Annotated in this window: 19 protein-coding genes; 6 read left to right on the plus strand and 13 right to left on the minus strand. The window is 73.5% G+C overall.

The window, feature by feature from the left end; translation table 11 throughout:
• Positions 1-46 precede the first annotated feature (46 nt).
• The 5 genes from WMF42_RS32500 to WMF42_RS32520 form a co-directional block, all read right to left on the minus strand.
• Positions 47-1312, minus strand: a complete 1266-nt coding sequence (locus WMF42_RS32500) for a pectate lyase family protein (RefSeq protein ID WP_437686717.1) — start codon at positions 1310-1312, stop codon at positions 47-49.
• A 317-nt stretch (positions 1313-1629) separates the two neighbouring features.
• Positions 1630-2196, minus strand: a complete 567-nt coding sequence (locus WMF42_RS32505) for a sugar O-acetyltransferase (protein ID WP_437686719.1) — start codon at positions 2194-2196, stop codon at positions 1630-1632.
• A 173-nt stretch (positions 2197-2369) separates the two neighbouring features.
• Positions 2370-3779: a cytochrome P450 gene (locus WMF42_RS32510; protein WP_437686721.1), complete on the minus strand. Its 1410-nt coding sequence runs from the start codon at positions 3777-3779 to the stop codon at positions 2370-2372.
• A gap of 124 nt (positions 3780-3903) precedes the next feature.
• Positions 3904-5103, minus strand: a complete 1200-nt coding sequence (gene thrS / locus WMF42_RS32515; protein WP_437686722.1) for a threonine--tRNA ligase — start codon at positions 5101-5103, stop codon at positions 3904-3906.
• Between the two features lie 234 nt (positions 5104-5337).
• Positions 5338-5952: a hypothetical protein gene (locus tag WMF42_RS32520; protein WP_437686724.1), complete on the minus strand. Its 615-nt coding sequence runs from the start codon at positions 5950-5952 to the stop codon at positions 5338-5340.
• A 342-nt stretch (positions 5953-6294) separates the two neighbouring features.
• Between WMF42_RS32520 and WMF42_RS32525 the strand changes: the two genes are divergently transcribed.
• A complete protein-coding gene (locus WMF42_RS32525; RefSeq protein WP_437686726.1) occupies positions 6295-7254 on the plus strand; it encodes a hypothetical protein in 960 nt (319 codons plus the stop codon).
• Between the two features lie 34 nt (positions 7255-7288).
• Here the strand turns inward: WMF42_RS32525 and WMF42_RS32530 are convergent, their stop codons facing one another.
• Positions 7289-7621, minus strand: a complete 333-nt coding sequence (locus WMF42_RS32530) for a transcriptional regulator (protein WP_061608412.1) — start codon at positions 7619-7621, stop codon at positions 7289-7291.
• Positions 7622-7776: 155 nt separating this feature from the next.
• Between WMF42_RS32530 and WMF42_RS32535 the strand changes: the two genes are divergently transcribed.
• Together WMF42_RS32535 and WMF42_RS32540 are read left to right on the plus strand one after the other, a co-directional pair.
• A complete protein-coding gene (locus tag WMF42_RS32535) occupies positions 7777-10341 on the plus strand; it encodes an alpha/beta fold hydrolase (RefSeq protein ID WP_437686728.1) in 2565 nt (854 codons plus the stop codon).
• Between the two features lie 239 nt (positions 10342-10580).
• A complete protein-coding gene (locus tag WMF42_RS32540) occupies positions 10581-12374 on the plus strand; it encodes a hypothetical protein (RefSeq protein ID WP_437686730.1) in 1794 nt (597 codons plus the stop codon).
• A gap of 14 nt (positions 12375-12388) precedes the next feature.
• Here the strand turns inward: WMF42_RS32540 and WMF42_RS32545 are convergent, their stop codons facing one another.
• On the minus strand, positions 12389-13168 hold the full coding sequence (locus WMF42_RS32545; protein ID WP_061608407.1) for a class I SAM-dependent methyltransferase: 780 nt from the start codon (positions 13166-13168) through the stop codon (positions 12389-12391).
• A 76-nt stretch (positions 13169-13244) separates the two neighbouring features.
• Here WMF42_RS32545 and WMF42_RS32550 point away from each other — a divergent pair, with 76 nt between their 5' ends.
• On the plus strand, positions 13245-14084 hold the full coding sequence (locus WMF42_RS32550) for an AraC family transcriptional regulator (RefSeq protein ID WP_233561498.1): 840 nt from the start codon (positions 13245-13247) through the stop codon (positions 14082-14084).
• 99 nt (positions 14085-14183) lie between these two features.
• On the opposite strand, the gene WMF42_RS32555 is transcribed toward WMF42_RS32550, so the two are convergent.
• Positions 14184-15065 (minus strand): OmpA family protein, encoded by an 882-nt coding sequence (locus WMF42_RS32555; protein WP_061608405.1) that lies wholly within the window; start codon positions 15063-15065, stop codon positions 14184-14186.
• Between the two features lie 297 nt (positions 15066-15362).
• Here WMF42_RS32555 and WMF42_RS32560 point away from each other — a divergent pair, with 297 nt between their 5' ends.
• The gene (locus WMF42_RS32560) at positions 15363-16379 is read left to right on the plus strand and encodes an isocitrate/isopropylmalate dehydrogenase family protein (RefSeq protein ID WP_061608404.1); all 1017 of its coding nucleotides are present in this window, start codon (positions 15363-15365) and stop codon (positions 16377-16379) included.
• A 25-nt stretch (positions 16380-16404) separates the two neighbouring features.
• Positions 16405-17232, plus strand: a complete 828-nt coding sequence (locus WMF42_RS32565; protein ID WP_061608403.1) for a hypothetical protein — start codon at positions 16405-16407, stop codon at positions 17230-17232.
• A gap of 148 nt (positions 17233-17380) precedes the next feature.
• Here the strand turns inward: WMF42_RS32565 and WMF42_RS32570 are convergent, their stop codons facing one another.
• The 5 genes from WMF42_RS32570 to WMF42_RS32590 form a co-directional block, all read right to left on the minus strand.
• Positions 17381-18094 carry a hypothetical protein gene (locus tag WMF42_RS32570; RefSeq protein WP_437686734.1) on the minus strand — a complete coding sequence of 238 codons (714 nt, stop codon included), beginning with the start codon at positions 18092-18094 and terminating at the stop codon, positions 17381-17383.
• Positions 18091-18912 carry a Smr/MutS family protein gene (locus WMF42_RS32575; RefSeq protein WP_437686736.1) on the minus strand — a complete coding sequence of 274 codons (822 nt, stop codon included), beginning with the start codon at positions 18910-18912 and terminating at the stop codon, positions 18091-18093. The genes WMF42_RS32570 and WMF42_RS32575 overlap by 4 nt, the downstream gene beginning before the upstream one ends.
• Positions 18830-19231, minus strand: coding sequence for a hypothetical protein (locus WMF42_RS32580; protein WP_061613298.1), 402 nt, complete (start codon positions 19229-19231; stop codon positions 18830-18832). Before WMF42_RS32580 ends, WMF42_RS32575 begins: the two co-directional genes overlap by 83 nt.
• A 189-nt stretch (positions 19232-19420) precedes the next feature.
• On the minus strand, positions 19421-19567 hold the full coding sequence (locus WMF42_RS32585; RefSeq protein WP_437686738.1) for a hypothetical protein: 147 nt from the start codon (positions 19565-19567) through the stop codon (positions 19421-19423).
• 36 nt (positions 19568-19603) lie between these two features.
• On the minus strand, positions 19604-19993 hold the full coding sequence (locus WMF42_RS32590) for a serine hydrolase (protein ID WP_155799125.1): 390 nt from the start codon (positions 19991-19993) through the stop codon (positions 19604-19606).
• Between the last annotated feature and the right edge of the window lie 136 nt (positions 19994-20129).

Here is a 20129-nt window from a genome sequence, read left to right on the forward strand (position 1 = left end):
CCGTTCGGCCAGACCTCTCCAGAACCGGCATCGAGCGCGCGGAGAGCTACTCCATCCCTGTCAGCTTCCCTGCGCCGGCCTGGCTCATGACGATGGCCGGGATGTCGGCTGCCGGATCAGCGCGGATCGCGTAGTACGCCGTCGGGTCGAACCCCTTGCCGTTCTCGACCCCGCCGTGCAGCGTCTCGACCACGATGTTGGTGTCTGTCCACGTCAGGTCGGTCCCGCCGTACTCCTTGGATGTGCGTTTCACCGAGTCGACGTAGTTGCCCTCCGCGTGCACCGAGGCGCCCGTGCCGAGGCCGATGACGTAGTCGCTGATCTCGTTCGCGAAGTTGTTGAAGACGTGCGCCTGGCCGAACCGCACGCGCGGGTTCCGCTGGACGGTGTGGTCGAGCCAGTTGTGATGGTAAGTGACGTGCAGGCGCCCTGTGTCCTGCGGGCCGTTGCTGTCGTCGTGACCCAGCAGCATGGTCTTGTCCGTCTCCACGAAGTGGTTCCACGAGACAGTCACCCAGTCCGACCCGCGCTTGACGTCGACGGAGCCGTCGTAGCTCTTGCGGAACGTGTTGTGGTCCACCCACACGTGGTGCGAGTAGCACTGGACGTTGATCGAGTCGTCCGTCGAATTGATGAAGGTCAGGTTGCGGATGATGACGTTCGAGACATGCGTGAAGAGCGACGCCTTGTCCGGATCGCACGTGACGCCGTGCGCGGCGACGAGATCCGGCGTCCAGCCGTTGATGTCGAGGCCGAAGCCGTCGATCGTCGCGCCCGTGCCCAGGCCGATGATGGTCTTGTTGGAGCCGACGTCCAGCATCTCGACGTCGGCAGGGCCGGCGATGGTGCCCGAGATCCGGATCACCCTCGGGGTGTGATCGCCGATGGCGGCGGCCAGCGCCGCGTAGGAAGTCACTGTCACGACCTCGCCGCCTGCGCCGCCGGTCGTGGTGTCCAGGCCATCGGCGCTGTGGGCGGCGAAGCCCACCAGAGTGGGATCTCCCGTCGAGCTGCCGCCCGAACCGCTGCCCGACGTCGCGACGCCCGAACCGCTACCCGACGTCGTGGCGCCCGGGCCGCCGCCCGAACCGCTGCCGGACGTGGCGCCCGGGCCACCGCCGGAGGTCGCGCCCGAGTTGCCGCCCGAGGTCGCTCCAGCGCCAGGGCTGCCGCTCGACGAGGAGCCGCCGGGAGTGACGCCGCTCTCAGGATCGGGCTCCGCGCCGTCGTCCGTCGCGCTCTCGCCGCACGCGGCCAGGAGGGCCACGCATCCGAACGCCACCGAGGCCGCGTACATCGTTGACCTCCTCATGGCGACACCGACATGGCACTTGAATTGTTCGATGCTCACGAGTTCCTCTCATCCGCAGCTCATGACGTCGAGCGCTGGACGGATCCATGCACACCACGATCCAGCGCCCTGCGAGCCGGCCAGTGGGACGCCCGGCCGCGAGCGCCGTCAACCGGGGATTGACACGCGTTGACAGCTCGGTTGACACCGATCCGAGGTGCGCCAGGCGACGCGCATGGCGTCGCCCTGCAGAGGCCCGGCGCCGGATCCCACCCGCGCCGCCCGGCCCCCGGCGCGGTGGGCCTGCGCGGCGCCGGATCGGCGTCCTGCGGCTCGCCTCATGCCCCTTGCGGATCGAGCTGGCGCACAACCCGGCACGGGTTGCCGGCGGCGAACACGCCGCCCGGGATGTCCCGGGTGACGACGCTGCCGGCGCCGATCACCGTGCCGGCGCCGATCCGCGCCCCCGGGCAGAGGATCGCGCCGCCGCCGATCCACACGTCATCGCCGATGTCCACCGGGCGGGAGAACTCCACCCCCGTGCGCCGCTCCGCCGCGGACATCGGGTGGTTCACTGTGTAGATCTGCACCGCGGGGCCGAACAGGACGTTGTTGCCGATGCGCACCGGCCCGACGTCGAGGACAACGCAGTTGAAGTTGAAGAACACCCGCTCACCCAGCGAGATGTTGGTGCCGTAATCGCAGTAGAACGGCGGCTCGATCCAGGCGACGACGGGCGCGCCGAACAGCTCCTGGATCAGGCGGGCGCGCTCGTCCTGCTGCTCGTCGCGGGTCGCGTTCAGCGCCTGGCACAGGTCGCGCGCGCGGCGCCGCTCGGCGCAGAGCTGCGGGTCGCGGAAGTCGTACGGCTCGCCCGCCAGCATCCTTTCTTTCTCGGTCTTCATCCTCTTCCCTCGTCGGTGAGCACGCGCCGGCAGTACCGCGGCCATCGCGGCCGGTCCAGCACGAGCGGCCCCGCGGGTTGCGCAAAATGCATCGGCGAGCGGACGGCCATTCTGCAGATGAAGCTGATGCTGGCCGCGCTGGAGTGCGAATTCCGGTTCGAGCTGCCCGCGGGCTACGAGGCCGGCGTCGGCGGCCGGCGGCCGCTCGTGCCCTGGCTGCCCTGGACCGCGGCAGCGCGCCGCTCCGCCGCGCGCCTCTCGCGCTCTCCTTCCAGGATCATCGCCACACCCCCGCTCGGCCCCATGGTGAGCCCCCGGCGCACGTGCCGGATGGGCGCCTGGCTCTCGAGCCGGAGCCTGTATTTCCCGAGGATCGTGCCGAGGACGACCTTCATCTCGACCATCGCGAACGCCGCGCCCAGGCACCGCCGGGCGCCGCCGCCGAAGGCGATGAACTCGAAGGGAGAGAACTTCCGCTCGAGGAAGCGAGAAGGCCGGAACCGCTCGGGCGACGGATAGAGGTCCTCGCGGCCGTGCAGGAGCAGCGGAGAGGCCGTGACCGCGTCGCCGGCCGGGATGGTGTAGCCGCCGAGCTGGAATGGCCTCTTCACGACCCGGGCGACGTCCACCACGGGCGGGTGGATGCGGAGCGCCTCGAGACACACCGCCTCCAGGTACGGGAGCGACGCGAGCGCGTCCGGCGCGGGCGCCGGGCCGAGCGCGTCGATCTCGCCGACGACGCGCTCGAGCACGGCCGGCTCGCGGTGCAGCCAGTACATCGCCCAGCCGAGCGACATGGCCGTCGTCTCGTGGCCCGCGAACAGGATCGCGCGGAGTTGCTCGGCGATCTCCACGTCGGCCATGCCGCCGCCGCCGTCGTCGTGGCGAGCGCTCATCATGAGCCCGAGGATGTCCTGCGAGGCGTCGCCCGCCGCGCGCCTCGCCCGGATCTCCTCGACGAGCAGCGCGTCGAGCGCCCTTGTCGCGCGCTGGTTGCGCGCGTAAGGGCCGAACCCGCCGAAATCGCGCCGGAGCGCGGGAAGGACGATGAAGCTCGGGCTGAGCGACTCGATGAGCCCGAGGACGGCCTCGCGGGTCCTGCCGATGCGCTCCTCGCCCCGCACGCCGAAGACCACGCGGACGATCACGTCGAGCGCGATCGCCCGCGTCGCCGCGAGCATCGAGAACGCGCGGCCCGGCCGCCACCGCGACGCGACGTCCAGGCTGATGTCCGCGATCGTCTTGCCGTGAGCCCGCATCGCGCCGGCGCTGAACGGCGGCCCGAGCAGCTTCCGGTCGCGCCGGTGCCGGGCGCCCGTCGTCACGGCCACCGACGATCTCCCGAAGACCGGCTCCGTGAGCTCGACGCCCCAGACATCGAACGCCTCGGGATCCGCCGTGTAGATCGCGCGAATCGCCTCGGGATCGCCCGTGATGGTCAGCATCCCGTTCGGCGACTTCACGCGAAACGTGGGGCCGTACAGGGCGGCGTATCGCTTGACTACGGGCTCGGCGGAGATGAATCCGGTGCGGATGAAGTCCACGAGGCTGAACGACCTCGGCCCGGGCGGCAGGTTTCCCATCGCGTGGCTCCGTGGGTCCATGAGGGTTGTCGCGCTGTCCCCGGCCGGGTGCACGAAGGCGCCGGGGACAAGGTCGACACGCGCGCCGGCGTCCGGTTCCGGAAGATCGTCGGCGCGCGTCCGATCAGGCGTGCAGCTCGCTCCGCCGCACGACCTCCACGACGGCCTCGTCGAGCGGGAGCTCGCGCTGCTGCCCGCCCTCCCGCTCCCGGAGCGCGACGGAGCGGCGCTCGGCCTCGCGCTTGCCGACCACCGCGACGAGCGGGATCGCGGCGGCGTGCGCGACGGCGATCTTCCGCGAGAGCGAATCGTCGCCCGCGTCGAGGATCGCGCGTATCCCCCTCTGCCGGAACCGCAGGAGGACCTCCTCGGCATAAGCGCGCTGCGCGTCTGTCACCGGCACCACGACGACCTGCTCGGGGGATAGCCAGAACGGCAGCGCGCCCCGGTAATGTTCGAGCAGGATGCCGAGGAAGCGCTCCACGCTGCCGAACAGCGCGCGGTGGAGGATGGCTGGTCGCCGGCGCGCGCCCGACGCATCGACATAGATGATGTCGAAGCGCTCCGGCAGCACGAGATCGAGCTGGATCGTCCCGCATTGCCAGCTCCGCCCGAGCCGGTCGCGCAGCACGAACTCGAGCTTGGGCCCGTAGAAGGCCCCCTCGCCGGGCTGCACCCGGTAATCGAGCCCCGCGCTCCTCGCGGCCGCGGACAGCGCCGCCTCCGCCCTGTCCCACACGGCGTCGCTCCCGTGGCGCTCGGCGGGGCGCGTCGAGAACCCGACCGCCATGTCCTGGAAGCCGAAGCCGGCATAGAAGTCGCGGAGCGCGCTCGCGAACCGCACGACCTCGGCCTCGATCTGCTCCTCGACACAGAAGATGTGCCCGTCGTCCTGAGTGAACTGACGCAGGCGGAAGAGGCCGTGCAGCGTGCCGCTCGGCTCGTCCCGGTGCACCATGCCGAGCTCGCCGATCCGCAGCGGCATGTCCCTGTACGACGGCGCCATGCGGGACACGATCTGCATGTGACCCGGGCAATTCACCGGCTTGATGGCCGCGGCGTGATCCTCCTCGGACAGCCGGAACATGTTGGAGGAGAAGTTGTCCCAGTGGCCGCTGGTCTTCCAGATCGCCTGCCGCAGGATCAGCGGCGTGCGGACCTCTTGATAGCTGTCACGCATCATCTGGCGCCGGACCGCCTCCTCCAGGAGGCGCACCAGCGTGAAGCCGCGCGCGTGCCAGAACACCATGCCGGGCGCCTCCTCCTGGAAATGGAACAGGTCGAGGCGCTGGCCCAGATAACGATGATCGTCCTCGTCGAGCATGTCAGTCTCCGTCGGCGATGGCCGGCCGGACGGAGCGCTGAAATGCGACGAGCCCCGTCCGGATTTTCCGGCGGGGCTTGGTTTCTCGTGTGTTCGTCAGTTCACCGCACGCACACGAGACCCATCCCGCCGCTGCGGGTAGTGGTCGTCGTGGTCGCGGTGAAACGGAAGTTCACGAGGAGAGTTGTATAGCGGCGTGCAGAGTCCGTCAAGCGGGACGTCTGCAGGACCGCTTCACGGCGCGGCGGGGGCCGACACCTCCCGCGCGGCCCCGGCGCCCGGCTGAGCGCCGTTGAGGGCGCGGGACAGGAGAACCGCCCCGGTGAAGAGGTAACCCGAGCAGGACCGGAAGACGTCGTACGCGCGGCCGATCAACGGAGCGCTCCGGAGGATGTCCCCGAAGCTCCACATCTCCTCGTGGCGCGTGATCTGGAAGCTCTCGCCTCCTTCGATCATGTCGAAATCGTAGCTCAGGATCATCCGCACGGGGACCGCGCAGCGCGGGAACAGCCTCAGGTACAAGGTGCCGTCGACGAGGGCGCGGCCCGCGTGGCGCGGCTCGGAGAGCCGGACGCTCATCTGGGAGATGTCGAGGTCGAAGCGGGCGCTGCCGCGAGATCCGGAGAGGTCGACCCGGTACGTCTCGACCCCGCGCACGCGCCGCCATGGATTGACGAACTCGATGCCAGGGGCGAGGTACGGATGGACCTCCTTCTCGATCGTCGCGAGCGGAACGCTCGTGTCGTACATCAGGCGCGCCAGCCGTCCGAAGCGCTTCTCGAGGTCAGCGAGCCCGAGGCGCGGCAGCGTCGGGATCGTGAACGGGAGGCAGTTCACCTTTGTCGCCATGTCGTGACTCTCCGTCGGTGCGTTCCTCGCCCGGTGTGAAGCGCCGGCCCGGACGGGGAAGATGAAGGCCGAGACGCAATGGGCGGGCCGCGGCGGGGCGGGCTCCCCTGTGCGGGCTCGGCGGCGCGTCGCTCCGCCCTGCGCGCCGCGTGTGCGCGGCCGCGCAGGGCGCTGGAAAGGCGCCTTTCTCCGCGTCCTTCAGGGCGACAATCGGCGCGACGGCCGTGGATTGCGCTGGTCCCCGGGGCGCTCGCCGCTATGTTCCCGCGCCGTTCGGCTCGGCGGGGCGCGCGGCGTTTCGCGTCCTCCGCCGGCGAGCCGCGAGGAGAGGACGTTTCACGGATGCCCGGACGCGCAGCAAGGGAACACGGGAGTCTCACGGAGCGCCGCACAGCGGCGGTGCGGCGGCTCGCCGCCCTCGCGGCGCTCGCCGCCCTCGCGGCGGGGTGCGCCGCGCGCGGCGGCGAGGTGCCGGGCACCGGCGCGGGAGCGCCGGCGCGCGCCGGCGAGACCCCAAATGCGATCGAGGCGACGGCGGAGCGGCTCTTCCGGGAGGCGGAGTCGCTGGCGAGCCGGCGCCGCGTCATCGGCGTCCAGCTCTTCGTGCTCGACGAGGCCGCGCAGGCGGGCGCGGCCGGCGCGACGGGCGAGCGCGGCGCGGCGCGGCGCGAGGCGCTCGAGGCCGAGGCGGCGCGGGTGCAGGCGAGGACTGTCGCGGCCTACGCCGCGCTCGTCGACGCGCCGGCGCTGCGCGCGGCGACGCAGCGGCCCCCGGCGCTCCTCGGGCTCGCGCGGGCGCTCCAGGACAGCGGGGATCGCCGCGGCGCCGAGGCGCGGCTGCGCCAGCTCGCCCTGGAGCACCCGGCGTCCGGCGAGGCGCTCGAGGCCCACCTCGCGCTGGCCAACCTGGCGTTCGCGGCCGGGCGCCTCGACGAGGCCGTGAGCGCCTGCGACGCCGCGCTCCGCGGCGCGGCGCCTCACGCGCTGCGCAAGCGCGCGCTCTACGTGAAGTCGTGGGCCCTGCGGGGCCTCGGCGGCGGCGCCGCCACGGACGAGGCCATGAGGGCGCTCCGCGCGATCGTGCAGCTCGGCCCCGCGCGCGCCGGCTCGCCGGAGGCGGCGATCGACGACGCCGCGGAGCGGGAGCTCGTCGAGCTCTACGCCGCGCACGGCGATCTCGATCAGGCCCGCGCGTTCTTCGCGGGCGCCGGCGACCGCGCGGGCCCGCGGCTGCTCGGCGAGGTGGAGGCGCGCGCCGCGCGCCTGCGGGGCCCCGGGCCCCTCGATCGGCCGGCGCTCTGAGCGCGCCCGCGCGGCGCTCGCCCCGGCGGCCGCGTCATCCGTCGCCGGCGTCGATCCGGAACCGCGGCGCCTCGATGCGCTCCCCCCGGCACGCCGGGCAGCGGCTCGGCTTCGCGAGCGAGCGCCGCTCGTCGAACGAGTAGCCGCAGCGCAGGCAGTGCGCCGGCGCCACCGCGAGCCGCTCGCCGCGCGCGCGCAGCGAGCGCGCGAGGTGCTCCAGGTGCGGCGTCACGTCGCGCTCGCGCATGCCGAGGCGCGTGGAGAGCTCCCACGCGGTCGCCGCGGTCCTGCGGAGCTCCTCCAGGAGCGCCTGTCGCACCGTCTCCGAGCGAGGCGCTGGGCTCGGCGGGGGTTTCGGGTTGCTCATGATGCCCGGAGCGTGGCATTCCGGAAGGACCAGGGCATGGCCGACGCCGCGCGCCAGCGCGGTCGTCCACGGGTGGGTCCAGCGCGGCAGCTCCCGCGCGGCCATTGCGCTGCCCACAGCGCGCACAGAGAATGCCGCTCGGAGAACAGCAGCGCATGAGCCCGTGCCCGCCCGAAGACGCCCTGGCCGCCTGGCTCGAGGGCCATCTCCCGCAGGACGCCGCGGAGGGCGTCCGCGGGCACGTCGACGGCTGCGCCGAGTGCCGCGCCCTGGTCTCGGCGAGCCCGAGCGAGAGCGACATCGACGCGCCGCTCCTCGTCCCCTCCACGCAGCGGCCCCCGTGCGACACAGAGCCGCCGCCGTCGTCGTCGGTCCCCTGGACGCCGCCCTCGACCTTCGACGATTACCGGCTGATCCGGTCGCTCGGCCGCGGGGGCATGGGGCACGTGTACCTCGCGCACGACGAGGTCCTCGACCGGCCCGTCGCGCTCAAGTTCGTCGCCGCCGACACCCCCGATCCGAGGACCATCGAGCGGCTGCGCGTCGAGGCCCGCGCGATCGCGCGCCTCCAGCACCCCAACGTCGTCGCCGTCTTCCGGATCGGCGAGGTGCGCGGGCGGCCGTACATCGCCTACGAGTTCGTCGAGGGCGAGCCGCTCGAGCTGCTCCCGAAGCCGGTCCCGTGGCAGGTCGCGCTGCGCATCGCGCTCGGCCTCGCGCGCGGGCTCGCCGCGGCGCACCGGCGGGGCGTCTTGCACCGCGACATCAAGCCGGCGAACGTGATGCTCGACGGGGGCGGCGAGGTGAAGCTGCTCGATTTCGGCCTCGCCAAGCTCGTCGATCAGCCCGGCGCCGCCCGCCGCGCCCCGGAGAGCGGGGGCGCCGCGCCGAGCGCCCCCGCCGCGCCAGCGCCCCCGCCGCGCGCGGACATGTCGGCGGTGACGACCGCCATCCCCAAGGGGCTCGACGTGTTCGGCGCCGTCGCGACCGTCAACCTGACCGACGGCGGCATGATGATGGGCACGCCGCTCTACCTCGCGCCGGAGCTCTGGGCCGGGACCACGGCCACGCCGCAGTCCGACGTCTACGCGCTCGGGCTGGTCCTCTACGAGCTGTGCGCCGGCCGGCTGCCTCACGCGGGGCTCGACCTGCACGCCATCGCGAGCTGGGTGACGGCGCGGGCGCTCCCGCCGCTGCGCTCGATCTGCCCCGAGGTCCCGGAGATGCTCGCCGACGTCATCGACCGCTGCGTCCTGCGCGTGCCGGGGGCGCGCTTCGCGTCGGCCGAGGAGGTGCAGGCCGGGCTCGAGGAGACCGAGGCGCTCTGCCGGGCGTTCCAGATCGTGCGCGCCGGCCCCCCCTCGAGCACGGCGAGCGCGGCGGGGGCGCAGGAGACGGACGCGGACGTCGTGCGCGCCTCGTTCGCGCGCCTCGCCTCGCGCGCCGAGGCGCTCGTCGCGCGCTTCTACGAGCGGCTCTTCTCCCTGGAGCCGGCGCTGCGGGCGCTGTTCCCGCCGGACATGCGCGAGCAGCGGCTCAAGCTCGCCGCGACGCTGCAGCTCGTGCTCGACAACCTGCGCGCGCCGGACAAGCTGCTCGAGCTGCTCGAGGCGCTCGGGCGCCGGCACGCGGCCTACGCCGCGCTGCCCGAGCACTTCGACGCCGTGGGGCGCGCGCTGCTCGAGGCGCTCGAGGAGCTCGAGGGGGACGCGTGGACGCCGGCCACCGCGCGGGCCTGGTCGGGCGCCTACGCGCAGATCGCCGGCGCGATGCGGCGCGGGCTCGACGCCGCCGGGGCCGAGACGGTCCCCTCCAGGCGGGCGTCCGCGCAGCCGCGCGACGCCGAGACCCGCTTCGCCACCCGCGCCGACGCGAGCCTGGCCTACAAGGTCGTGGGCGGCGGGCCGATCGATCTGGTGCTCGTCCAGGGGTGGGTGACGCACGTCGAGGCCGCGTGGGAGCACGCGCCGATGTTCCGGCTCTTCGCCGAGCTCAGCGCGTGGTCGCGGCTCATCGTGCTCGACCAGCGCGGCACCGGGATGAGCGAGCGCGAGGGCGCCGGCGCGCCGGCCCAGCAGCAGGCCGAGGATCTGCTCGCCGTGCTCGACGCGGCCGGCGTGGAGCGGGCGGCGCTCCTCGGCGTCGGCGCCGGGTTCGCGCCGTGCGCGCTGCTCGCGGCGGCGCGCCCGGCGCGGGCGCGCGCGCTGATCGCGCTCGGGAGCGCGGCGCAGATGGCGGCCTGGCCGGGGTGCCTCTTCGGCCTCACGGGCGAGGACGCGGAGGAGGCCGAGCACGCGGTGCGGACCGGCTGGGGCGAGCCGCTCTTCCTCGATCGCCTCGCCCCGTCCGCGGCGGAGGACGGCGAGCTCCGGCGCTTCTGGGCCTCGTACCTGCGGCTCGGCGCGAGCCCGAGCGGGGCGGCGCGCATGCTCCGGGCCCACGCGGCGACCGACATCCGGCCCGCGCTGGCCCACGTGAGCGCCCCGTCGCTGGTCCTGCACCGGGCCGGGGACCGCGCCGTGCCCGCGGCGGCCGGGCGCGACCTCGCCGGCCTCCTCCGCGGCGCGCGCTACGTCGAGCTGCCGGGCCAGGATCACCTGCCGTTCGTCGGCGACCCGCGGCCGCTCCTCGCCGAGCTGCGGGCCTTCCTCGGCGCGCACGCCGCCGGGGGCACCCCCGTCTCGCCGCTCGACCCGGCCGGCGCGCCCTCCGGGAGCTGACGCGCGCTCCCTCGCGAGCACGTCGTGAGTTGCCTCTCGGGCGCTCGCGCCCGAACTACGCTGTTCGAGCCCTCGCCGCGCGATCGATCTCGTCGAGGGCGCGCCGCCGTCTGCGGTTTTGCCCGATATCACTTGAGAAATATCCTTATATGAGTCTCCTGTTCTCCTTATCTCACTCTCTTGTTGTTGAAAAGGGTGTATACCTTGCGACACCATGGTTCGGTCGCTAGCTTGATTTGATGGTCTTCAGGACACGCGCGTTGACCTGCTGCGGCTGGGTCTTGCTCGGCGCGCTCGCGAGCGGTTGCTCCGACGCGGAGCGGGGCCCTGCCCCCGCGGCGTCGAGCGACGCGGGCGGAGGTGGCTCAGGAGGCGAAGGCGGTCCAGAGAGCGCCGGCGGCGCGGGCGGCGTCGGCGGGGGCACCGGCGTCACGGGCAACGGCGCGGGCGGCGCGGACTGCCCGCCCGGTGGGGAAAGCTGCCCGTGCGGCGCCGAGGGTCAGTGCGACGGCGAGCTGCGCTGCGTGGACGGCGCATGTATCCTGGGCTGCGCTTGCACCGATGAGTACGCGGTGGTCGACGGCGAGTGCGTGTGGCAGGGCGGCCCGGCGGATCCCTCGTTTCAGAGCGCAGACGCCTGGAGCACCACGGGCGCCGCGCTCGTCTCTCCCGAGGCCGAGGGCAACGGCAACCCGGGGGCCGGGGTCATCGGCAGAGACGCGCTGTGCGAGATGGCCGGCTTCTCTCAGGAGCTCACGATCCCGGATCTCGCGTGCGCCGAGCCGCTCGTGCTCACGTTCGCCGCGCGCATCGGCTGCGACTCGATGATGGATTGCATCGGCCCCCCCGGGGTCGGGGTCCGGATCAATGGCAGTTTCAGCAACATCGATCTCATGCCCTCGTCGTCCTTCGCCCCCCAGCGCGTGTGCCTGGGAGCGCGCGCCTACGGCGGGCCCGTCGAGCTGCTCCTCGGGCCTTCGCGGCGCTCTCCCCACTGCGACGACGCGACCGGGCAGGGCTACACGCTCGCGTTCGATGACGTCGCGATCCAGCGCGGCGCCATGAACGAGTGCCCGCCGCCGGGGCAGGTGCTGAACGGCGATTTCGAGGGAGGGGCCGCCGGCTGGACGGCGACCCCGGAGAACGGCGTCTCCGAGGTGAAGGGCGGCCTGGGCCAGCGCGGCGGCCTGGGCGGGCATATCGCCACCACGTTGTTCTGCCAGTATCCCACCCTGGAGGGCACGGTCTCGGCGCCTTTACCGTCCGCCGCGCTCCCGAAGCCGGCGCTCCGCATCTGGAGCCAGGGCAGCGCGGGCGCCACCGTCAACGTCCTGCTGAGCACGCACCAGCTCACGGCCCTGGCGGGCAAGGGCGAGGCGCAGGTCTCCCACGTCTGCTTGCCGAAGTGGGCGCTGGGCATGGCGCACCGGCTCGCCTTCGCCTACCGCAACCGGGGCAGCCAGACGTGCACGGACGAGAACAAGCGGGATTTCTCGGTGGATGACATCGCGTTCGTCTCCGACGATCGCTGCCCGGAGGAAGCGCCAATCTTCGACCCCGGCTTCGAGAACGCCAGCCTCGGCGAGGGCCTCGCGCCGACATGGGTCCTGAACGACGACGACACAACGGGCGCCAGCGCAGCGCTCCCCGTCGACCCGGCGGCCGCGCGCTCCGGCGAGGTCTCGCTCGCGCTGTCGGTGCGGAAGCCGTGCCGGGAGCCCTCGGCCTCCACCGTGTTCACGGTGCCCGAGCCCGACGGGGCGGCCGGCCCGGCGCTGAAGTTCTGGTACCGCACGAGCCACCTGAGCGCGGCGACCGCCTCGTCCACGCCGGGCGCCGAGCTGCCCGCGAGCGAGAGCTGGACGCAACAGACGATCTGCCTGGATCCGCGCACGGCGGGCAGGCCCCAGCACCTCTCGTTCAAGATAGGGACCAGCGGCATCTGCGACGCGCCGCTCGATCGCGAGACGTTGCACGTCGACGACGTCGAGGTGACGACCGACCCCTCCTGCCCGGCCGCGCCGGTCCCCTGAGCCGCGGAGCGCCCTCAGCCTCGCTTGCGTCCCACCAGCACCGCGATCGGATAGGCGAAGCGGATCTCGTCCCCCCGGAGCTCGGCGCCGACGCCGAGCGCATCGACGCCCACGTCGGCGCGGTAGAGCGCCCGGAGCCGATCGGCCCCGCCCGGCGCCGGGAACGAGGCCCGGAGCGAGGCCTCGAGCTCCATCTCGAGCCCGTACCGCGCCAGCCTCTCGATCTCGAGGCCCGCCGCGTCGAACAGCGCGCAGAGCTCGCGCTCGGTGAGCGCGCGCGCGTGCGACGGATCGCGGATCTTCTCGGCGCGATCGTACGCGTCCCGCTTGTCCTCGGCGGGCGCCACGTCGATCACGGCGACTCGCCCGCTCCCCTGGCACACGCGCGCCATCTCGCGCAGCGTCGCGAGCGGATCCAGCAGATGATGGAAGCTGTAACGCGTCGTGACCAGACGATAGCTCTCGTCCGGATACGGCAGGCGGCTCGCGTCCCCGAGCTCCCATGCGACGTTGGAGAGGCCGAGCGTCTCCTGCCGCCGGCGCGCCTCGTCCAGCATCGCCGGCACGATGTCGAGCCCCCGCACGCTCGCCACGCGCGGCGCCAGCGCGCAGGCGACGATCCCCGGCCCGCAGGCCACGTCGAGGACCGTATCGCTCGGCGACGGGGCCAGCGCGTCGAGCAGCAGCGCCATCGCGTCCTCCGCCGAGTGGGCCCGGACCTCGGCGAACGGCCTCGCCTGGCGGGTGAATTGTTCCAGTATCAGCGCATCATGCGTCGGATCCGCGTGTGTCATGCGGATCGAGGATGGCCGGGATGCGTCTGGACGGCTGCCGACGAGCGGACAAAGATCGCCGCCGGGAGGCCACGTCTTGCATTCCCGCGTCCTGACCCCGACGGAGACAACGCAGCGGCTCGTGCAGATCGGGCTCGACCAGGCGCCCGCGCGCGCGTTCGCTTACGAGGATGAGCTGCGGGGAGCCGCCTACGCCTGGCACACGCACGAGCGGCACCAGTTGCTCTACGCGCTCGCTGGCACGGCGCGGCTCGACGTCGACGACGCCTCGTTCCTGCTCCCCCCGCAGCGCGCCGCGCTCATCCCGGCGGGCGAGCGGCACGCGACGGCCTGCCGCGACGCGGCGATCGTGTCGATCTACTTCGATCCCGCCGCATTCCCCTGCCCCGTCGCGTCCGTGAGGGTCTTCGAGGTGCCCGCGCTGCTGCGCGAGATGGTGATCTACGCGCGCCGGTGGCCGGTGGCGCGCCGTCCGGACGACGTCGCGGCCAACACGTTCTTCGCGGCGATGGCGGACATCCTCGGGCCGCTCCTCGATCGAGGCGCCACGTACCGGCTCCCCCGCGGCAGCACGCTGCCCGTGCAGCGGGCGATCGAGTGCGCGCTCCGCGACGTCTCGCGCGCCGATCTCTCGCGGGCCGCCGCGTTCGCCGGGGCCACGGAGCGGACGCTGCGGCGGCGGTTCCGCGAGGAGACCGGCGTCACGTGGCGCGCCTTCGTCACGCGCGCGCGCGTGCTCCGGGCGATCGACCTGCTCATGAGCCCGAGCGCCAGCGTCACGCGGGTCGCGCTCGACGTCGGCTTTCAGAGCCTCGGCGCGTTCGCCGCCGCGTTCCGCGCGGTGACCGGCCAGTCGCCGAGCGAGTTTCGCAGGACCGCCCGGCGTTCGCCGGACGGCGAGGAGCGGAGCGTGTGAGCTGAGCTCACCTGACGGCGCAGGCGCCGCCGGGCGCGGAGCGTGACGCAGGACCGCGGGCGCGCGCGCCGCCTCGGCCGCGCGCGCCCCGATTGCGGGCTACTGCGTGATCGCCCTGAGGTCGAGCATCTCCTCGACGCTCGGGACCACGATGAGGTCGCACCGGCGGTTCTTCGCACGCCCCTCGTCGGTGTCGTTCGTCGCGACAGGGTCGGTATCGGCGAAGCCCGCGGCGCTCCACTTCGCGGCAGGGAGCGCGCCGCCGCCGCCCTTGACGTCGGCCGGGCTGACGAGGAACAGCAGCACCTCGCGCGCGCGCATCAGCGACAGGCCCCAGTTGTCGCGGAACTGGCCGCCCGCGAGCGGCTTGTTGTCGGTGTGGCCGGCGACCTGGTAGTAGCGCTGGAGCAGCGAAGGATCGTTCCTGACGACCGTCGCCACCTTGGCGAGGATGTCCTTGCCCTCCTTCTTCAGCGTCTCGCGCCCGGAGTCGAAGAGGACGTCACCCGGCAGCGAGATGACCATCCGGTTGTTCCGGATGTTCACCGCCAGGCCGAGCTTCGTGAGCTCGTCCAGCTTCTTCCGCAGCGTCTCGAAGCGCGCCTTGATCTGCTCGAGCTGGCGGGCGCGGGCCTTGAACTCGGCGAGCGCCTTCTCCCGCTCCTCCAGCGTCGAGCTGAGCTGCGACACCTGGGTGCTCGTCGCCTGGAGGTTCTCGTTCAGCTTGCTGATGTCGACGCCGGCCGCCTCCAGCTGCCTCGTGAGCTCCGCGACCTTCGCCTGCTCCGCCTCGAGCGCCTTCTGGGTCTCGGCGAGGCGGCTCTCCGTCGCCTGCTGCTGGCTCTGGAGGCGGCCGTACTTGTCGAGCTGGGCCTTCCACTCCTCCTCGGAGTAACCGCACCCCAGCGAGAGCGACGCGATCACGGCAGGCAGGAAGGCCGCGAACGCGGTGCTGCGACCTTTCAAGACACGAGGGTGCATGAGCACGCTCCTTCATCCTGGTTGGGGAACCTGGACGAAGATCGATGGGCTCGACCCGCGCCCGGCTCCAAAGTGGCATCGGCCCGTCAGGCCGTGCGGGGGCGTACCCTAGCGAGGTCGCGCGCGATTGTAAAAGGCCGCATCGTTCACCTGCCCCCACCCGCGCCCCTGCCCCGTTCGACGCCGCGCGCCGCGCGCCGCGCATCGCCGCCGCCGGGCCGCCGCGCCTCCCGGGCCGTCGGCGCTCACGCGCGCTTGCCCATTGTTCCCCCCTGCGCACCTGCTAAGGGACGGCCCATGGCCTACCGCATCACGCTGATCCCCGGCGACGGCATCGGTCCCGAGGTCGTGACGGCGACGCAGGACGTGATCTCCGCCGCCGGCGTCGCCGTCGACTGGGAGGTCCACCACGCGGGCATCGAGGTCGCGAAGCTGACCGGCTCGCCGCTGCCGCTCCCCGTCATCGACGCCGTGCGGAAGAACCGGGTCGCCCTGAAGGGCCCGGTGACGACCCCGATCGGCGGCGGGTTCCGCTCGGTCAACGTGACGCTCCGGCAGACGCTCGACCTCTACGCGAACGTGCGGCCGATCCGCAGCCTGCCGGGCGTCGAGCCGCGGTTCGACGTCGACATGGTCATCGTGCGCGAGAACACCGAGGGCCTCTACGCCGGGCTCGAGCTCATGATCCTGCCCGGCGTGGCGCAGAGCATCAAGCTCACGACCGAGCGCAGCTCGACGCGCATCGCCGAGTTCGCGTTCCGGTACGCGAAGCAGCACGGCCGGAGCAAGGTGACGATCGTCCACAAGGCGAACATCATGAAGCTCTCCGACGGGCTCGCCCTCGACTGCGCGCGGCGCGTCGCCGACCGGCACCCCGAGGTCCAGCTCGGCGAGATGATCGTCGACGCGGCCGCCATGACGATGGTCCGCGACCCGAACCGGCTGGGCGTGCTCGTGACGGAGAACCTGTACGGCGACATCCTCTCGGATCTCGGCGCGGGCCTTGTCGGCGGGCTCGGCATCGTGCCCGGCGCGAACATCGGCGACGAGGCGGCGGTCTTCGAGGCGGTGCACGGGTCGGCGCCGGACATCGCGGGCAAGGGCTACGCGAACCCGACGGCGCTCGTGCAGAGCGCTGTCATGATGCTGCGGCACCTCGGCGAGCACGAGGCGGGCGATCGGATCGAGCGTGCGCTGACGGAGGTCTACCGCGCCGGCCAGGTGCGCACGCGCGACCTCGGCGGCGCGGCGAGCACAGACGACTTCACCCGGGCGCTCTGCGCGGCGATCGAAAGGCCTCGCGCGGAGGCGTAGCGGAGGGCATCCTGATCGCCCGGACGTGGGATCTGCCTGGACGTGGCTGCTCGAGCGGTGCGCCGAGGTCGTCGGCGCGGTGGACGGGGCTACGGGCTCCGCCGGCGGCGCGAGGCGCCGGCTGCAGCTCTACCTCGCGCTCTCGCTGATCGTCGTCGCGAGCTTCTTCCTCCGCGGGATCTGGGGCGCGCGGGGCCTGCTCCCCGCGGCCGCGCTCTTCCTGCTGGCGGTGCAGGCGGCGCGCGCCGTCCTCGACGCGCGCGCCTCGGTGTGGCGCGCCGCCGCCCTGGACCTCGAGGACCCGGCGCAGCGGCCGCGCGCGTGCGCGGATCCGTGGTTCTCGCCGCCGACGGCGAGGGTCCTGCGCGCGCTGGCCGAGGTGATCGACGCCGCGCGCCGCGAGCGCTACGCGATCGCGCTGGATCGGCTGCCGCACGTCGACCGCGCCGCGCTCCGGCCCGACGAGGTGCGCCTGCTCGACGCGGCGCGGGCGCTGCTCTCGCTCGGCCTCGGCGATCCGGCGCGCGCGGCGCAGCAGGCGATCATCGCGCTGCCGACGGGGATCGACGCCATCGACGCGCGGCTCGGCCGCGTGGTGCTCGCCGACGCCTGGAGGAGCCCCTCGCGGCTCGACGCGATCGATCGCGCGTGGCGGAGGGAGCTCGGGAGCGGCGTGACGTCCGAGGCGCTGGAGCGCCTCCTGTCGCTGTCGCGGCTGCGCCTCGTGCCGCACGCGGTGGATGCGCTGCGGCCCGCCGAGGCGCGCGAGCTGTCGGCGGAGGCGTGGTCGATCGGCGAGGAGGAGCTCGCCGCGGCGCTCGAGTCCCGCGCGCGAGGCGGCGTCTACCGCTGAGCGCCGGCGGCGCGACGGCGGCGCTGCCCGAGCGGCAGGGCGGCCGGCGGTGCGGCGTTCGGGGCAGCGCCGCTGCCCGCCTTCAGGGCAGCGCCGCTGCCCGCCTTCAGGGCAGCGCTGCCCGCCTTCAGGGCAGCGCTGCCCGCCTTCAGGGCAGCGGCTCGCGCGGCATCACGGGCGCGACCTCGCGCACCAGGCGGAGGCCGCCGAGCGAGATCTCGACCACCGCAGCGAGCCGCTCGGCGACGATCCGCTCGGCGGAGGGCCCGGCGGCGCGCGTCTCGGCGATGAAGGCGAAGCAGCGCCGCCCGTAGCCGCCGAAGGCGACAGCGAAGCCCTCGATGGGCGCCCCGGGCGGGGCGTCCGCGACGCCGATCTCCACGACGGTGTCGAAGCCCTCGGGCACGTCGATCCGGCGCTCCACGGCGGTGAGGCTGCGGTCGGGGCGCGGCAGGTCGCGCCAGAGCCGCGCGCGCGCCTCGCACGCGGCGCGGCTCGCGCGGCCGTCCTCCCGCCATGTGCGCACGAGCAGCGACGTCGACGACGCGGCGTGCGTCGCGACGAGCCACGGGCCCTCGCCGTCCTCGACGCGGAAGCCGCGCGCGTCCGGCAGCGGGAGCCGCAGATCGAAGCGCTCCGAGCGGTGCTCGCCGAGCTCGCCGTCCCCGAGCGTGGACGGCGGCGGCGGGGGCGGCGCAGCCCGCGGCGGCGGCGGGGGCGGCGCCGCCGGGGCCGCCGCGCACGCGGGCATCAGGGCGAGCAGCGCGAGCAGCGCTGCGGCCGTCCACACCGGGGGCGTGGCCGGTCGCCGCGCAGGGCCCGGCGCCACGGCGAGGTGGGCGCGCGTCGATGTCCTCATCATCGCGCGAGCAGCACGAGCAGGGCGCCGGCGCCGCCCTCGGCGTCCGGGGCCGTCGCGAACGCGGCGACGTGACGGGCGACGCGGCCGTGGCTGAGCCACGCGGCGATCTCGCCGCGGAGCACGGCGTGGCCGCGGGGCGAGTGGGTGCCCTTGCCGTGGACGATGGCGACGACGCGGTCCCCGTCGCGCTGGCGCTTGCAGACGAACACCTCGACGGCGTCGCGCGCCGCCTCGAGCCGCAGGCCGTGCAGGTCGAGGGTGCCGTCGATCGCGTAGCGGGCGCGGCGGAGCCGCCTGAGCTCGCGCGGGTCGACGTCGAGCCGCCTGCCCTCGATGCGCTCGCTGTCGTCCGTGATCTCGAACTTGATCCCGTCGATGACGAGCGAGCGCATGCGCGAGCGCGCGTCCTCGTCCGGATCGGACGCGAGCGTCGGGGGCGCGGCCCGCTCGACGCGGCTCGCGGTGACAGGGATCCGGTTCACGCGGTCCTCGAGCACGCGGACGCCCGCCATGTAGATGGCGAAGGTCTCGGGGTCGACGGGCCGCGGCGCCGGCTCGACGCCCGCCTGCGCCGCGCCGGCGCCGTGGGGCGCGGGCGCCTTCGCCCTGGGCTTCGCCTCGGGCGCCGCGGCCCTGGGCTTCGCCTCGGGCGCCGCGGCCTGCGCGCCGGCCGCGGCGGGCTTCGGCTTGGGCTTGGTGAGCTGCCGGAGCGCGGAGAACGGCTGGTAGAACGCCTCACTCGCCTTGCGCGCCGCCGCCGCCTTCGCGGGGCTGGCCGCCGATCTCGGGTCTCGCTCGCGCTTCGCGCTCTTCGCCATCCCCCAGAACATCGCTCGCGAGGCCGCGGAGCGCAAACCGGACGGCCTCGATCCCCGCGAGCTGCCCGTCCTCGAAGTGCCAGTCGGGGTCGTCGAGGTCGGGGAAGTCGTGCGGGTTGCGGATGTCCTCGGCCGTGAGGTGGGGGACGAGGCGCCGCGCGAGGTCGATGACCTTGGCCCGCTGCGCTTCCTCCATGGCCGCGAGGAGCTCGAAGACGCGGTGGAAGAGCTCGGCGGGCGAGAGGGGCGCCCGCGGGGCGGGAGCCTGCGGGGCGCCGGGGCCGGCTGCATCGGCGCCGGCTGAGTCGGGGGAGCGCATCGGGCGCAGGATACTTCACCGCCGCGGAGCCGCCGCGGCTGCCGGCACTGCGCGCCGCGCGCTGCCCATCGCGGGCGAGCTCGGCCGAGCGGGGCCCTCCCGTGGCCAGTGTGCAAGCGGTGGACACGGCAACGCCATCGCGGGCGCCCGCTCGTGACGGGCTTCTGGTGACAGCGCCCCCGCGCGGGCTCAGGGCATGATCAGGACATTCGACAGTTCATCGACGATCCTGCCAGCGTCGCCGCTATCGAGGTTGACGAGCACGGTGACTGAAGCGTCGCTGTCGATCGCGTGATAGGACGACGACGTGAATCCACAGATGCTGCCGTCGTGCACGTACGACACGTCGAGCGGGGATTCACAACGGGACAGTCAGAGGCCGTATCCGTCGACCTCGCCGAGCGGCGCGTCCACGCACGTGGTCAGCTCTGCGAGCACTGCGGGGCAGAGCAGCGTACCGTCGAGCAGCTTGCGGTGGAAGCGCGTGAGGTCGCCGGTGGTCGAGACCAGCGCGCCGGCGTGCCCGCCGCGGACGGGTCGAGCGCGCACGTCGCATCGACGAGAGGTGAAGTCGAACGGCCCGCTCGTGTGACTCATGATCTGCCGCACGGAGATCTGCTCGCCGCGGGGGACGCCGTCCACGTACCTGGAGACAGCGTCGTCGAGCGATAACCGGCCTTCCGCGTGGAGCATCAGCGTCAGCGCGGCGACGAAGCGCTTGGTGATGCTCCATCTCCAGGGGTCCCCACGAGGTGCGCGCACAGCGGGAGTGCTCTCGCCTACTCCCCACGACAAAGGTGCGAATCGCCGCGTGAGCGGGCCGACAGACAGCTCCACGGATCCGCGCGCGCTCGATGGATGGAGGAGGCGTGCATCTCCCTCCGCGCGGAGCGCCCGC

The sequence above is a fragment of the Sorangium sp. So ce176 genome, from assembly GCF_051519835.1.
Taxonomy (GTDB): Bacteria; Myxococcota_A; Polyangia; order Polyangiales; family Polyangiaceae; genus Sorangium; species Sorangium cellulosum_G.